Genomic DNA, 14,567 nt, shown 5'->3' on the forward strand with positions numbered 1-14,567 from the left:
TTACACCTCTTGATAATTTGTTAGTTCAACATAACCTTCACGTGCCCATTTGCGTTGAACTTCAACACCATTTTGCGGGTTACGTTTTTTATTACGCGGATTGTTAGCAGGAAGTGGAGATTCTCCGCCTTTTGCTTGGATAACTTCCATCCGGACCTTCGTCTGCTTATAGGCAGGCGTATGCGTACGATGGTCAACTGCTGGACCTGTTAGGAAGTTAATTGCTGAATCCTTTTTCGTTGAATTCATCGGTAAGAATAGTTCGTTTCCACTCACGCGATCAGTTACTAATACCGGTAATTTAAGCGCTCCATAAGGTGAAACTAAACGGATAACTGAACCAGTACTAATTCCACGTTCGTCAGCTAATTCAGGAGAAACTTCCACAAAAATTTCAGGAACTTTTCTTTGAATACCTTCTGATTTATTCGTCATATTTCCTTCATGGAAATGTTCAAGCATCCGGCCATTGTTAATATACAGATCGTATTGATCTTCAAATTGAGCAGGTAAGACCCAATCTGCAATAGCGAAGCGAGCTTTCTTATCAGGGAAGTTAAAGCCATCCACATATAACAGCGGTGTGCTTACCCCTTCATTGCTGCCCCATAAGAAACTATTCCAACCTTCAAGTACTTCATAATTGGCACCGCTGAAGAGAGGAGAGAGGCTTGCCATTTCATCATAAATATCACTTGGGTGTGAGTAATTCCAGCCAGCACCTAAACGATTAGCAATTTCTTGAACAATCCACCAGTCAGGTTTTGAATCACCCAATGTTGGCAGTACTTGATATAAACGTTGAACACGACGTTCTGTATTCGTAAAGGTACCATCTTTTTCTAGCGATGGAGCTGCCGGTAAAACAACATCTGCATATTGAGCTGTTCTTGATAAGAAGATATCTTGTACAACGAAGAAATCAAGTTTAGATAAAACATCATGTACATGGTTCGCGTTAGAATCAACGAGAGCCATATCTTCACCAGCTAAGAACATAGCTTTCATCTTGCCTTCATCAATTGATTTAAGCATTTGAATATTGTCTAAACCAGGTTTTCCATCAATTGTTACGCCATATGCTTTTTCGAACTTAGCACGAGCTGCATCATCTGTAATATGTTGATATCCTGGTAACCAGCCTGGAAGAGTTCCCATATCACAAGCACCTTGAACGTTATTGTGACCACGAAGTGGATATGCACCAGCTCCTGGACGACGATAGTTACCTGTTGCTAATAATAAGTTTGAAATAGCAGCGGATGTATCTGAACCACCTGTATTTTGTGTTACGCCCATGCCCCAAAGGATACATGTACCATCCGCATCACGGACCATTTCGGCAATGTTAATAATGGTAGCTTGTGAAATGCCGGTAACCTTTTCTGCATATTCTAATGTATATTTTTCAAGGCTCTTCGAATAATCTTCAAAGAAGTTAACGTTTTCTGTTATGAAGTCTGCATCATGCCAGCCTTGATCAATCATGTATTTCGTAACAGCCATTAACCATACTTGGTCAGTACCTTGTTTTGGACGAACAAAGAGATCAGATCGTTCAGCCATCTCGTTTTTACGTAGATCTGACACAATTAATTTTTGTCCATGAAGTTTATGCGCACGTTTTACACGTGTAGCTAGAACTGGATGTCCTTCTGCTGGGTTTGCACCGACAATGATGACCAATCCAGCTTTTGCAATATCTTTAATCGTTCCAGCATCTCCGCCCATTCCGACTGTGCGGAACAATCCGTCAGTAGCAGGTGCTTGACAGTAGCGAGAGCAGTTATCAACATCATTCGTTTCGAATACTTGACGTGCCATTTTTTGTATCACATAGTTCTCTTCATTCGTAATCTTAGAAGATGAAATGAAGCCGACAGAACCTTTTCCGTATTCTTGCTTAATAGAACCTAATTTGCTCGCAACAAGATCTAATGCTTCATCCCATGATGCTTCGACAAATTCGCCGTTTTTACGGATTAATGGTTTAGTTAAACGTTCTTTTGAATTGACGAAATCCCAGCCGAATTTACCTTTTACACAAGTAGAGATGGCATTAACAGGTGCGTCATGTGAAGGTTGAACTTTCAATATTTTACGATCCTTCGTCCAAACCTCGAATGAACAGCCTACACCACAGAAGGTACATACTGTTTTCGTTTTCTTGGTACGTTCTTCACGCATAGCCGCTTCAACTTCAGAAACAGCAAAAATCGTGGTGTAATCTGGTTCAACTGTTTTAATTAAATCGATCATCGGAGTAAGAATATCTTCCTCAAGACCTGTCATAAATCCAGCTTCACCGAGCATCGATTTTTCCATTAAAGCATTACATGGACAGATCGTTACACACTGACCACAGCCGACACATGAAGATTCATTAATGGAAACACCTGCATCCCAGATTACACGTGGACGTTCAGCTTCCCAGTCAATTGATAGTGTTTCGTTAACTTGTAGACTTTGACATACCTCAACACACTGGCCACACGCAATACACTGATTGGCATCATAGCGGTAGAAGGGATGCGTCATATCGACATCAACAGGCGTTACCTTTGGTGTATAAGGATATTCCTGATGTGCTATTTCCATCATTTCAGCCGTATTATGTAGCTTACAGTTACCGTTGTTGTTATCACAAACGGTACAATAAAGCAGATGGTTTTCAAGAATGCGGTCCATTGCTTCCGTACGTGCTTCTTTGGCAGCAGGTGCTTGAAGGTCAATAACCATGCCTTCTTTAGCAACGGTTGAGCAAGAACGGGCTAGTTTTCCATCAATTGAGACAATACACGTATCACATGTTTGAATCGGGTCAACTTCAGGAACATAGCAAATTTGCGGATGTTCAATTTTATTTTCATTTAGGATTTGTACGACAGTTTTGCCTTCCTCGGCAAAAAACTGCTGATTATTAATCGTGACGGTGACATAGTTTGTTTCCATCGTTAAACCTCTTTCGTATAAAAAATAAAAAACCACCATATACAACACAGAAACCCACTTGGGGCATCAGTGAAGTATATGGTGGAATAGTTCATTAGCAGATCTTACTAAAGTACCAATCCAGATATCTTAAGAAAGTTCACATGATAGACTCTTGACAATTTAGGAATTACCAAGAGACCAACAATGGTTATTATACAACTAGTTTCTTGATTAAACAATAATAATTCCAAAAAGACTTTAAGTACATTTAAACTAATAAAAAAGTCGCACAATTAGGAATTATCCCAGTAAAACAAATAATAAACTTTTTAAGATAAAGCCTTTTACAAATAGACAGTATACCTAGTAGGATAATACTGTAGACTTATTGTATATAGGGGAAAAGAGGTACAGAGATGTCTAAAAGAGTTCATGAGTTTAATGATATTATAAGAAAACTCCGAAAAGATCTGTTCGGAAAAGGTCCCGAACGAATTCAGACCGTGTTTGTCGATAACATGGTGATTTCTACACTCTACGGAAATCTAACACCTACTGAAAAATTTATTGCACGTTCTGATGATGGCCGTAATATGGTTCATGCCGCTAGGACCACATTAATACAGGATATCTATAAAGATAAGACGCCAGAGGGAATGAACGAGCTCATGGAGGCAAAACTTGTCCATTTATTTTCTGATATTAAAATTGAGGAAGATATTGGCGTATCGGTTTTTGTATTTGATCGACCTATTAGCGGTTCTAAGGAGGGACAGTCATGAAACCTATCGAGATTAAACGGAATGTCCTTCATTTTGAAAATGGGAATGGAGAGTGGATTGAAGACCGAATTGTAACGGAATACGCTGTAACCGTAAAAATAAACGGTGAGGAGTTTGTTACGATGGTTTGTTCACCTGAATATATTGAAGATATGGTGATAGGCTACCTTGCATCCGAAGGAATTATTAAAAGATATGAAGAAATTGAAAATATTTGGGTACAAGAAAACGAGGGATATGTGCATGTGACCATTTCCAAAATTAATCCCTTTTATCAAAATTTCCAAAACAAGCGCTACATCACCTCTTGCTGCGGGATGAGCAGACAGGGATTCGTCTTTGTAAATGATGCCCTAACGGCGAAAAAAATGGATGCGATTACAATTAAAGTAACGCCTGATGATTGTTTTACTTTAATGAATAATCTTCAAGGTTCTGCTGACGTTTTTAAAAAAACCGGCGGTGTTCATAATGCAGCCTTATGTGATTTGGAAGGTAATACGATTACCCGTATGGATATTGGCCGTCACAATGCCCTTGATAAAATTTACGGCTATTGCTTAAAAAACAACATTGAAATCCGTAATAAAGTGTTAGTATTCAGCGGTCGGATTTCTTCAGAAATTCTCTTGAAAGTAGCTAAGATTGGCTGTGAAATCGTCGTTTCAAAATCAGCGCCGACAGAGCTTGCCTTACAAGCGGCCGAAGAACTTGGTATTACAACGATTGGATTTGTCCGTCATTCATCTTTAAATGTATATACATGTCCAGAACGGATTATCCAGGCAAACTAACAGAAAAAAGAGGAAAGCAAATTGCTTTCCTCTTTTTTTTATATTTTATGCGGTCCCTGCCGCAGTCGATAGAATTTGCGGAAGTTCTTCACAAGCGTTTTAATCACTGCGTAAAGCGGGATGGCAATTAATATACCAATAAAGCCATATAAGGTTCCCGCTGCGAGTAAGAGAAGAATAACCGTCACGGGATGAATATTTAATCTTTTTCCCATGACATTAGGAGTAATCAGGTTTCCCTCTAATTGCTGGACCACCAATAGAATCACTAATACCTTTACAGCCATCATTGGATCTTGTTGAAGACCAACGAGTACAGCGGGGATGACACCAAGAAATGGTCCTAAAAAAGGAACAATAATTAGACACATCGCAAACAGCGCTAGTATCAACGCGTAATCAAGACCAATAATAACATAACCAATATACATCATAATTCCATCTGCGAGCGCAATAATTGTTTGCCCGATGATGTAAGCGGAGAGAGTCTTGTCGACATCTTTTAAAATTACGTTTCCTTCATCTTCAACTTCATTAGGAATATACTTCAGTAGAAATGGGCGAAGCTTGTCATCATCTTTTAAAAAGTAAAACAGCAGAAAAGGGACGATGATGAGAACAGTCGCGATACTAGTTATGGTAGAGAAGACAGTCATTAAGTTCCCACTCATACTTGTTAGCAGCTTTTGACCAGAATCAACTGCTTTTTGCCGTAGATCTTCATTTTGAAGCAAACCAAAATCGTGGTCCTTCAGCGTCTTTTCTGATGTTTCTGTAAATTTGTCCATTTTATCCGGGAATTCTTCTGATAAATTCCCCAGCTGATCACTTAGCACAGGACCAGCGAAATAGGTGCCTAGCGTAAGTAAACTTAAAACAATCGTGAAAACAAGAATGATACTTGCCAGCTTAGGCATGTATCGCCCTAAGAATTTAACAATCGGTCTGCTAATATAATATAGAAGGCCGGTAATCGCGACGGGAAAGAAAATAGTGGCAATTGTTTTTTGAAATGGCCAGAGAAAGTAATCTATTTTCCCAAATAAAAGGATAATTAAAATGGTTAAAATAATTCCTGTTGCATATTGAAAAAACGGTTTATGTATCCACACTTGGCATGCCCTCCACAAAAATGATGTTTGTCTTACATACTTCCCTTTCTGTACGTCATGGTAAACTTTAACCCTGAAAAATAGCCTGAAAGCAGGAGAAATACAGAGATTTCATCCCTACAATCCTGAATTCAGTATAAAAAGAAGATCTATGATACAATTTATTCCTACTATTTATCATTAAAAGAGGCGAAAAAAAATGAAAAAAACAGGATTGGTTTTAGAAGGCGGCGGGATGCGCGGAGTCTTTACTGGAGGAGTCCTTCGATTCTTAATGGAAAAGGACATCTATCTTCCTTATGTCATCGGAGTATCGGCTGGTGCCTGCAATGGATCTTCTTATGTTGCACGACAAATCGATCGCAATAAGATCGTAAATATTGACTATATCCGTCATCCTGAATATATGTCTGTGAAAAACTTATTACGTAAAGGTGAATTGCTTGGGATGGATTTTATCTTTAACAAGCTGCCCAATGAACTTGTCCCATTTGATTTCACTACCTTTAACCAAGCTTCAGACGAATTTATTGTCGGCACGACGGATTGTATGACAGGAGAACCTGTTTACTTTGATAAAACTACCTATCATCAGGATATACTAACGATTATCAGGGCATCTAGCTCGTTGCCGCTTATGGCTCCAATTATCTCTTATCAAGGTCTAAGTTTATTAGATGGAGGGATTGCTGATCCTATTCCGCTCTTAAAAGCTGAAAAAGATGACTATAAAAAGAATGTAGTCATTTTAACGCGAAATAAAGGGTATATGAAAGGACCGCAATCCTTTAGCTGGTATCTAAAACGTAAATATGCTCCTTATCAAGGATTGCTTACAGCCATTGCCCGTCGTCATCAAGTATATAATGAGACCGTGTCATATATAGAAGAACAAGAAAGAAAGGGAAACGTATTTGTCATTCGGCCGTCAGAGAAAATTGAGGTCGCTCGAATTGAACGAAATCCAAGTAAACTTAACCGATTATATGATCAAGGCTATAAGGAAGCCAGTCATCAATATCAAGCATTAATGGAATTTTTGACGTAATACAGAGAAAAGAGACCACAGTCTAGTAAGACAAGGGTTTCTTTTTTTTATACAACTGGATATTTTTGATAAAAGATTAAAAAATTCCGAAAATTTTGTGATTAGCACTTGAAACATCGTTGAAAGAAGGAGTAAAATAAACTATAGTTTTAAAAGCACTACTAAATTTATTCAACAAGGGGTTTTAGTAATGAAGGAAATCGATATGGAGATCACGCTAAGTACAACTAAGAAAACAAAACCGCAAGCTGACAAACTAGAGTTTGGCAAGGTTTTTACAGACCATATGTTTATTATGGATTACATAACTGGCCAAGGATGGCATGATCCGAGAATCGTTCCGTATCAAAAGATTACGCTAGATCCCTCAGCTATGATTTTTCATTATGGTCAGTCCGTTTTTGAAGGACTTAAAGCATATTTGACGAGTGACAAAGAGATTTTCCTTTTTCGTCCCGAGAAGAACTTCCAGCGGTTAAATAAATCGAATGAACGTTTATGTATTCCGCCCATTGATGTAGATAAAGCCTTGGAAGCATTGAAAGAATTGATTCGTGTTGACCAGGATTGGATTCCTGATGCAGAAGGAACCTCTCTTTATATTCGTCCTTTTGTGATTGCAACTGAACCGTATTTAGGTGTAGCGCCTTCAGACCGTTATCAATTCATCGTCATTATGTCACCAGTCGGCTCTTATTATAAAGAAGGTATTCATCCAATTCGAATTGCAGTTGAACAAGCATTTACTCGTGCTGTAAATGGAGGAACCGGTGAAGCTAAAACAGGCGGCAATTATGCGTCTAGTTTAAAAGCCCAAGAAGTTTCTGATAAAGATGGCTATGCACAAGTTTTATGGCTCGATGGAATTGAGAAGAAGTATATTGAAGAAGTAGGCAGTATGAACGTTTTCTTTAAAATTAATGGAGAAGTGGTAACACCGGCCCTTAATGGAAGCATCCTTCCGGGTGTTACAAGAGATTCCATTTTAGAATTACTTCATCATTGGAACATTCCTGTTTCTGAACGAAAAGTATCTATGGATGAAGTGTACCAAGCACAAAAAGCGGGCACTTTAGAAGAGGCCTTTGGTACGGGGACCGCTGCTGTAATCTCACCAATCGGCGAATTCCTCTGGCAGGGAGAAAAGTTATCTGTACAAAATGGGAAAACTGGCGAGCTGTCAAAAAAACTCTATGATACCTTAACAGATATCCAAAATGGAAGAAGTGATGATCCGTTTAACTGGATCACTAAGGTGGAGCAAAAAGTAATACAAAATTAAAAGTGAAAAAAGAAGCCTGCACTTGCTTTGCAGGCTTCTTTTTTCGTTTACACAATCATACCGCTGCGTATACCGACAGCAACTGCTTCAGACCGGTGACGGACACCCAGTTTCCGAACGGCAGAACTCAAGTAATCGCGAACGGTATACTTACTAATAAAAAGCTGTTCTGCTATTCCATTAATGTCGTACCCGTTCGCAAGATATTGTAAGACCTCTGATTCTCGTTTGCTAAGTGTTCCTGATGTTACGACCAAGGGCGCTGCAGCTAACGTAGCATACTGTGATAATTGACTGATAAGCTGATGAAGTAATTCTGTCGATCCATCAAATCCATCGAGCAAAAGAAACCCTGTTGAAACATTTAAAATAGTAATGGGAATAACAATCACAGAAGTAAGATTATATTCGTTGATAATCTGTTCAGGAAAAGCGGCTTGTGTTTCGTGTGAGTTAATAAACAAAGGGGTGTTTTGGGTAACAGCTCGATAAATAGGTGGAATACTATGAACATCTGTTTTTATGCGATTGAGGGTTGAAATTTGCTTTTTTTCAACGAGGTAGATCCCTTCAATGGATGACGAAAATGGTGAATAACTAAAAATACATGCACGCTGGAATGGGAAGTAGACGCTGCATCCCCAGACAATTAATTCGGATTTCTTTTTCATATCCGATTGGATTTGGATTTTTTTTAGAAAATCCTGAAGATGACCTTCCATCATTCGACAGTTTCCCTCCCTACATTTTCAGTAATTGGTTACATGCTAATTCAATAGTACAATAAATTGTAAGCACTTACAATTTTCTGGTAGGTAGGAATTCAAAGGGGGATTAGTAATATGGTACATGAAAAAATGCAAACCACAAGCGCATTAGGATTACGTGAAGATTCAATGCCCTTCAGACTTTATCAAAAAGCCAAGAAATTTGGAATCTGGAATCCATGTGATATTGATTTCAGCAGAGATATCGAAGATTGGAAAAAAATGACGGAACCTCAAAGGGAAAATATTCTTCAACTTATTTCTCAGTTTCAAGCTGGGGAAGAAGCAGTCACACTTGATCTCCTGCCGCTCATTATGGCAATTGCTAAAGAGGGACGGATTGAAGAAGAAATGTACCTCACAACCTTTTTGTTTGAAGAAGCTAAACACACTGAATTCTTTCGAATTTTCTTAAATACGATTGGGGAAACAGGAGATTTAACCATTCATCATTCTGATAAATTTAAAGAAGTTTTTTACGATATGCTGCCAACCGCTATGGAAAAACTTCTGACAGACACATCTCCAGAGGCAATCGCTGAAGCTTCTACTGTTTATAACATGTTTATCGAAGCCGTTTTAGCTGAAACAGCATATTTCGGTATTCATAACTCACTTGAAAAGTCAGGGTTGATGCCTGGGCTGACTAAAGGAATGAGTCTAATCAAACGAGATGAGTCACGTCATATTGCCTACGGAACGTTCTTAATTCAGCGGATCATCTGTGAGCATCCGCATATTTACGACTTAGTTGCTCAAAAGATGGGCGAACTGACTCCTTATGCCATACAACTAAATAAAGAAGGAACGAAAAATAGCGAAGAACACCCATTTGGAGCGGATCCTGATGCCAGTATGAATTTTACGATGCGTCAGCTTTCTCTGCGTATGGAGATTCTCTCGCGTGCAAGAGGCAAAAAGATCGAAGAAGTTTACAAATCAGAAATCTCCGATTATGGTGTACAGGAAGAAGTAGAAGTATAATCATATTACTCAACTCATATCATAAGATAAAGGACTCGCATCCATGAGTCCTTTTTTTTGGCTGTTTCAAACATCGGAAGTACGGGTATCTAAAATTATCTGATACCAAAAGGAGAAGATTGCATGCTTACAATGAAAAATACACTTTTACGAAAAGAAGATATGACTAATCCAGAAATCGTTCCCGAATGGGTAATAAAAGAGTACCAAACTTTTCATGATACAGTGACTGATAAAACTTTTCCATGCTACTTCGGCATGAAAGCGGAAAATAAGGGAGAGCTTCGTTACGCCTATATTACCCGTGATGATTACTCTAACCTCCCTAGCGCAGTCGAAAACTTTCTTAAGCTCTTTAATGAACCACCCTACATACGGCATGGTCTTTTCGTATTTGTTGAACCAGAACCGGTAGAAGGGGATCTTGAACATTATCGAAAAAACTTTTGGGACATTCTTCAATATTTACACGAACATGATCCGAAAGAATGGCCTGAAGAAAAACCAAAAGACCCGGAGCACTTTTTATGGGACTTCCACTTTGATGGCGAGCCAATCTTTATCTTTGGTAACGCACCGGCCTATAAACAAAGAAAAACACGTGACCTTGGGAACAGCCTTGTTCTCGGCTTTCAACCTCGAAAAATATTTGAGGGTCTAGAAGGAACGGAAAAAGGCGGAATCATGTCTCGGGAAAAAGTAAGAGAACGAGTAGAGAAGTGGGACCATTTACCGACTCACCCTGATATTTCTCATTATGGTGATCCTGAACATAACGAATGGAAGCAATTCTTTATTGGAGATGACAGTGAGCCAATCCAAGGGAAGTGTCCCTTCCACCATAAAGACAGTTAAGAAAAGAAAAAGCAGCACTGCTCAAGATGCAGTTGCTGCTTTTTCTTTTCTTAGGATATAGAAACCGCTCCATAAATAGACAAGTGAAGCAAGATAAAAGATCGTTCCAATCGTCAGAAAATCGACAAGATACCCTGTAGCAATTACCGCTGCGGCTGCTCCAACCGAAGTCCAGACATGATATCGTCCAATCTCTCTCCCGGCCTTTTCTTTATCAACATGACGTGCTAGGACCGTTTTTTCGGAATTCTTCTGAACCGCGCCGAGAACGCCCATCATTATTTGTAAAAGATAGACTTGCCAAACCTCTTCAACTAGGGGAAAGAACAATAACACGAGTGCCATTGCCCAAGAATAAACAAGCAGAAGTACTTTATCGCCCACCTGGTCAGCCAGTCTACCGATGAATGGATAAGTTAAAGCGGAAGTTAAGGCAAATAACCCATAAGCCCAGCCAAATTGCGCATAATTGTTTCCGGCATTTTTTAATACCAAAATATAAAAAGGGAAGATCATACTGCTGGCCATGCTAATCGTTCCCTGATATAAGACAAAACGACGATAATTCATTCTTGATACTCCTTATAAAACAGATTCATAAAACGTTCCTCCGGGTCATACTTATGCTTTAATGTAAAAAATTCTTCCGTTCTTGGATAAGCTTCTCTTAATTGTGAGGAAGAAGGATAGCTGTAATAAGGGAGATAATAACTGCCTTGATGAGCGAGTGTTAGATCAATCATCTTTTGAATCACCGCTTCTGTTTCATTAACAGCTTTTTTTGAGGTTCCCTGATTAATCAGCATAACTAGTGCAAACATATCTTCTTTCGCATAGGACATCACGGCTTCTTCGTTTTTTTCTACATAGCGGACGGTGATATTAAGCAGATTAAAATCTTTCTCCTTTTCAAGCATGTTTCGCAGGTCATCAATATAATTTGCAAACTCATCCACTGGAACAAAGTATTCTTGCAGGGTTTCCGTTTTATCAGGATGGTCGTAATCCATAAATGTTGAATCAGAGCGCATACTATTATTTCTCGAAATAAACTTTCCATCTGTTTTCAACGTATACGTACGCTGGACATTCCAAAAGATATTCTTGCCAGCATCACTTAATCGAGCAAGTCCAAGAAAGAACTTTGGTAACGCAATGATTGAATCTCTTTTTAAGGAATCGTATTCCTTTAATACTGTTTGATCAGGTGCAAGCAGATAATTGGTTAGATACATGTCAGTCAAAAAACTCTCGGGGGCGACAGATAGTCTGGCTAAATGCATTTTCACTTGATTGTTTGCGAGCACTTCTTTGGTAAAATACGAATCATATTCCCGGTAATGTATCTTTTTCGTTTCGTATTGATAAAGTTCATCGTCCGTCAACTCAAGCGTCACGTCGAGAATTATCCCAAACAGTCCATACCCGCCAATCACAGACGTAAATAATTCTTGATTTTCCTGTCTGCTAACCTGAAGAATATTTCCTTCTGCCGTCAAGAGTCGAAATGACTGAACGGTTTCTATTAGGGCATGATGACGAATATCCCGGCCATGAACATTCACACTAAGTGAGCCGCCAACAGTAAAAATATTTTGTGATTGTGTAACTTTAAGAGCGAGATGATAAGGATTAATATACGTTTGAATATCATCCCAAGTGGCTCCACTTTGCACAGTAATGGTTTTTTGATCGGGATTAAAAGACAGGATTTTATTATAGGGCTTCATATCAATCATTACGGCGTCAGGATACAGCGTTTGACCACCTTGACTGTGCTGCATCCCTGCGATAGACAGTTTATCGTCATTTTTTCCTGCTTTTTTAACGAGCTGCTGCAATTCCTGATCCGTCGTTCCTGAAGTAATCGATTTTAATGCTACGGGAAGCAGACGACCCTTATCCTCTACGATTGGTGATGAAAGCTTGCTTTGATAGGCAGTGACCGATAAAGCAAAGATTACTAAATAGCTAATCAGTACGATTTTTTTCAAATGAGAATCTCCTTATATCTAATATAGTGTAATTTTACACCATTTTCTTGATTAATCAATCCTTTTTTTACCTATTAAGGAAGTGAGGACAGAATGAAAATTAGGCAGGGCTAACTTTCGTGCTTTATAATAAAAGTAGATTAATGAATGGAGGAGTACACTAAAATGACTACATATAAAACAAGAGAAGAAGTAAATACAGCTGAGAAATGGCGTTTAGAAGATATCTATCCAGACCAAATCCGTTGGGAAGAAGATTTCAACCAAATTAGTACGTTAACAAAGAAACTTAGTAAATATGAAGACAATATTCCGTCTGCTCAAGCTTTATTTGATTATTTATCATTAAGCGAGGAGTTAGGCTATACCTATAAAAAAGTGTATGTCTATGCCATGCTTTCTGTTGATTTGGATACACGTTCCTCCTCGAGCCAAGCTTTGTTAGAGCGGGCAGGGCAATTGGGTCGTAAAATCAGCCAGGCTTCCTCGTTTTTCATGCCGTTTTTATTAAGTCTTGAGGAATCAACACTAAAAAGCTATATTGCGGAAGTAGAAGGTCTAAAATATTTTGAAGATGATTTACTGGATTCTTACCGGTTTAAATCCCATGTCCTAAACAAAGATCAAGAAGCGATTCTCTCTCAAATCAGCGAAGCATTTGGGGCTCCACAGAAAACATTTGGCATGATTAATAATGCGGATATTAAATTTGGGAAAGTAACCAATGATGATGGTGAAAAAATCGAACTTACCCGTGGTATGTATACAAAATTAATTGAAGATCCAGATCGGGCTAAACGAAAGGAAGCCTATCATGCTTACTACAAGCCCTATGTCCAGCTTAAAAATACGATTGCATCAACTTTATCTGCATCGGTACGAAATAATGTTGCGTTGTCTAAAACGAGAAATTATCCTTCTGCCCTAGAAAAATCATTATTTTCTGACCAAGTTCCAAAAGAAGTCTATGATAACCTTATTGCAGCAACGAAAGAGAATATTGCTCCCATGCATGCGTACATTAAGCTTCGGAAGCAACTCTTAGGCGTAGCTGAATTGCATCAATATGATATGAATGTTCCACTTGTTCAAGATGCTAAAGAAGAGATTTCCTATGATCAAGCGTATGAAATCATGCTTGAAGCGTTAAAACCACTCGGTGAAGAATATGTAGCAACTCTTGCTGAATTTAGAGAAAAACGCTATCTAGATGTACGTGAAACACCAGGTAAGCGTTCAGGCGCTTATAACCTTGGCCTTTATGGCGTTCATCCGTTTATTCTTTTAAATCACCACGATGACCTGGATAGTCTATTTACGTTGGCACATGAGTGCGGACATGGCATGCATTCTTATTTCAGTTCAAACTACCAGCCGCAAATCAGTGCGGGCTACTCTATTTTTGTTGCGGAAGTTGCTTCAACCGTTAATGAAATTTTATTAATTCGTTATTTGCTTAACACGACAACGGACGCCCAAAAGAAGAAACACTTAATTAATCATTTCATTGACAGTTTTAAAGGAACGTTCTTTACACAAGTCATGTTTGCCGAGTTCGAGAAAATTGTCCATGAAAAGGCGGAGAATGATGAACCGTTAACAGTGGAAGTATTTAATGATATCTACGCAGGAATCTTTAAACAATACAATGGGGATGAGATGATATTTGATGAAGAGGTCAAATACGGCTGGTCACGGATTCCGCATTTCTATCGGCATTTTTACGTTTACAAGTATGCAACAGGCTATGCCTCTGCTATAACCATTGCTGACAAAATTCTCTCTGGAGATCAAGCAGCATTAACGTCGTACCTGAACTTTTTAAAGAGTGGAAGCTCTGAGTACCCGCTTGACTTACTCAAAAAAGCAGGTGTTGATTTAACGAAGCCGGAAACCATTAAACATGCAATGGGTATTTTCAACGAACTCGTCAATGAATTTTCCGAACTCATGGAAGAGAAGCAGTAAAAATAATGGTATAGTGTAGTAACCAAAAGGCTCAATCCACAGTGATT

Annotated in this window: 12 protein-coding genes; 7 read left to right on the forward strand and 5 right to left on the reverse strand. The window is 38.8% G+C overall.

Annotated elements, in window-relative coordinates; translation table 11 throughout:
* Window positions 1-2,952: a formate dehydrogenase subunit alpha gene (fdhF, locus tag MHI18_RS21295; RefSeq protein WP_340850383.1), complete on the reverse strand. Its 2,952-nt coding sequence runs from the start codon at window positions 2,950-2,952 to the stop codon at window positions 1-3.
* A gap of 398 nt (window positions 2,953-3,350) precedes the next feature.
* Between fdhF and MHI18_RS21300 the strand changes: the two genes are divergently transcribed.
* Together MHI18_RS21300 and fdhD are read left to right on the forward strand one after the other, a co-directional pair.
* Window positions 3,351-3,716, forward strand: coding sequence for a DUF2294 domain-containing protein (locus MHI18_RS21300; protein ID WP_340850384.1), 366 nt, complete (start codon window positions 3,351-3,353; stop codon window positions 3,714-3,716).
* Window positions 3,713-4,510: a formate dehydrogenase accessory sulfurtransferase FdhD gene (gene fdhD, locus MHI18_RS21305; protein WP_340850385.1), complete on the forward strand. Its 798-nt coding sequence runs from the start codon at window positions 3,713-3,715 to the stop codon at window positions 4,508-4,510. Before MHI18_RS21300 ends, fdhD begins: the two co-directional genes overlap by 4 nt.
* Before the next feature lie 38 nt (window positions 4,511-4,548).
* Here fdhD and MHI18_RS21310 read toward each other — a convergent pair whose 3' ends face one another.
* A complete protein-coding gene (locus MHI18_RS21310) occupies window positions 4,549-5,622 on the reverse strand; it encodes an AI-2E family transporter (RefSeq protein WP_340850386.1) in 1,074 nt (357 codons plus the stop codon).
* 199 nt (window positions 5,623-5,821) lie between these two features.
* Between MHI18_RS21310 and MHI18_RS21315 the strand changes: the two genes are divergently transcribed.
* Both MHI18_RS21315 and MHI18_RS21320 read left to right on the forward strand, forming a co-directional pair.
* Window positions 5,822-6,670: a patatin-like phospholipase family protein gene (locus MHI18_RS21315; RefSeq protein WP_340850387.1), complete on the forward strand. Its 849-nt coding sequence runs from the start codon at window positions 5,822-5,824 to the stop codon at window positions 6,668-6,670.
* A gap of 190 nt (window positions 6,671-6,860) precedes the next feature.
* A complete protein-coding gene (locus MHI18_RS21320; RefSeq protein WP_340850388.1) occupies window positions 6,861-7,952 on the forward strand; it encodes a branched-chain amino acid aminotransferase in 1,092 nt (363 codons plus the stop codon).
* Between the two features lie 47 nt (window positions 7,953-7,999).
* Here the strand turns inward: MHI18_RS21320 and MHI18_RS21325 are convergent, their stop codons facing one another.
* A complete protein-coding gene (locus MHI18_RS21325; protein WP_340850389.1) occupies window positions 8,000-8,677 on the reverse strand; it encodes a response regulator transcription factor in 678 nt (225 codons plus the stop codon).
* Window positions 8,678-8,794: 117 nt separating this feature from the next.
* On the opposite strand from MHI18_RS21325, the gene MHI18_RS21330 reads away from it, so the two are divergent.
* Together MHI18_RS21330 and MHI18_RS21335 are read left to right on the forward strand one after the other, a co-directional pair.
* Complete coding sequence (locus MHI18_RS21330) at window positions 8,795-9,703, forward strand: R2-like ligand-binding oxidase (protein ID WP_340850390.1); 909 nt, start codon at window positions 8,795-8,797, stop codon at window positions 9,701-9,703.
* 123 nt (window positions 9,704-9,826) lie between these two features.
* Window positions 9,827-10,558: a YqcI/YcgG family protein gene (locus MHI18_RS21335; protein WP_340850391.1), complete on the forward strand. Its 732-nt coding sequence runs from the start codon at window positions 9,827-9,829 to the stop codon at window positions 10,556-10,558.
* A 21-nt stretch (window positions 10,559-10,579) separates the two neighbouring features.
* Here the strand turns inward: MHI18_RS21335 and MHI18_RS21340 are convergent, their stop codons facing one another.
* Both MHI18_RS21340 and MHI18_RS21345 read right to left on the reverse strand, forming a co-directional pair.
* On the reverse strand, window positions 10,580-11,128 hold the full coding sequence (locus MHI18_RS21340) for an MFS transporter (protein ID WP_340850392.1): 549 nt from the start codon (window positions 11,126-11,128) through the stop codon (window positions 10,580-10,582).
* Complete coding sequence (locus tag MHI18_RS21345) at window positions 11,125-12,543, reverse strand: FAD-binding oxidoreductase (RefSeq protein ID WP_340850471.1); 1,419 nt, start codon at window positions 12,541-12,543, stop codon at window positions 11,125-11,127. The genes MHI18_RS21340 and MHI18_RS21345 overlap by 4 nt, the downstream gene beginning before the upstream one ends.
* A gap of 174 nt (window positions 12,544-12,717) precedes the next feature.
* Here MHI18_RS21345 and pepF point away from each other — a divergent pair, with 174 nt between their 5' ends.
* Window positions 12,718-14,520: an oligoendopeptidase F gene (gene pepF, locus MHI18_RS21350; protein ID WP_340850393.1), complete on the forward strand. Its 1,803-nt coding sequence runs from the start codon at window positions 12,718-12,720 to the stop codon at window positions 14,518-14,520.
* The last annotated feature ends 47 nt before the right edge of the window (window positions 14,521-14,567 follow it).

The sequence above is a fragment of the Peribacillus sp. FSL H8-0477 genome (assembly GCF_038002765.1).
Lineage (GTDB): Bacteria > Bacillota > Bacilli > Bacillales > DSM-1321 > Peribacillus.

Excerpts from the sequence above, each read along its gene's own strand:
- fdhF (WP_340850383.1), bottom strand. The coding sequence starts at position 2,952 with ATGGAAACAAACTATGTCACCGTCACGATTAATAATCAGCAGTTTTTT.
- MHI18_RS21300 (WP_340850384.1), top strand. The coding sequence starts at position 3,351 with ATGTCTAAAAGAGTTCATGAGTTTAATGATATTATAAGAAAACTCCGA.
- fdhD (WP_340850385.1), top strand. The coding sequence starts at position 3,713 with ATGAAACCTATCGAGATTAAACGGAATGTCCTTCATTTTGAAAATGGG.
- MHI18_RS21315 (WP_340850387.1), top strand. The coding sequence starts at position 5,822 with ATGAAAAAAACAGGATTGGTTTTAGAAGGCGGCGGGATGCGCGGAGTC.
- MHI18_RS21320 (WP_340850388.1), top strand. The coding sequence starts at position 6,861 with ATGAAGGAAATCGATATGGAGATCACGCTAAGTACAACTAAGAAAACA.
- MHI18_RS21325 (WP_340850389.1), bottom strand. The coding sequence starts at position 8,677 with ATGATGGAAGGTCATCTTCAGGATTTTCTAAAAAAAATCCAAATCCAA.
- MHI18_RS21330 (WP_340850390.1), top strand. The coding sequence starts at position 8,795 with ATGGTACATGAAAAAATGCAAACCACAAGCGCATTAGGATTACGTGAA.
- MHI18_RS21335 (WP_340850391.1), top strand. The coding sequence starts at position 9,827 with ATGCTTACAATGAAAAATACACTTTTACGAAAAGAAGATATGACTAAT.
- MHI18_RS21340 (WP_340850392.1), bottom strand. The coding sequence starts at position 11,128 with ATGAATTATCGTCGTTTTGTCTTATATCAGGGAACGATTAGCATGGCC.
- pepF (WP_340850393.1), top strand. The coding sequence starts at position 12,718 with ATGACTACATATAAAACAAGAGAAGAAGTAAATACAGCTGAGAAATGG.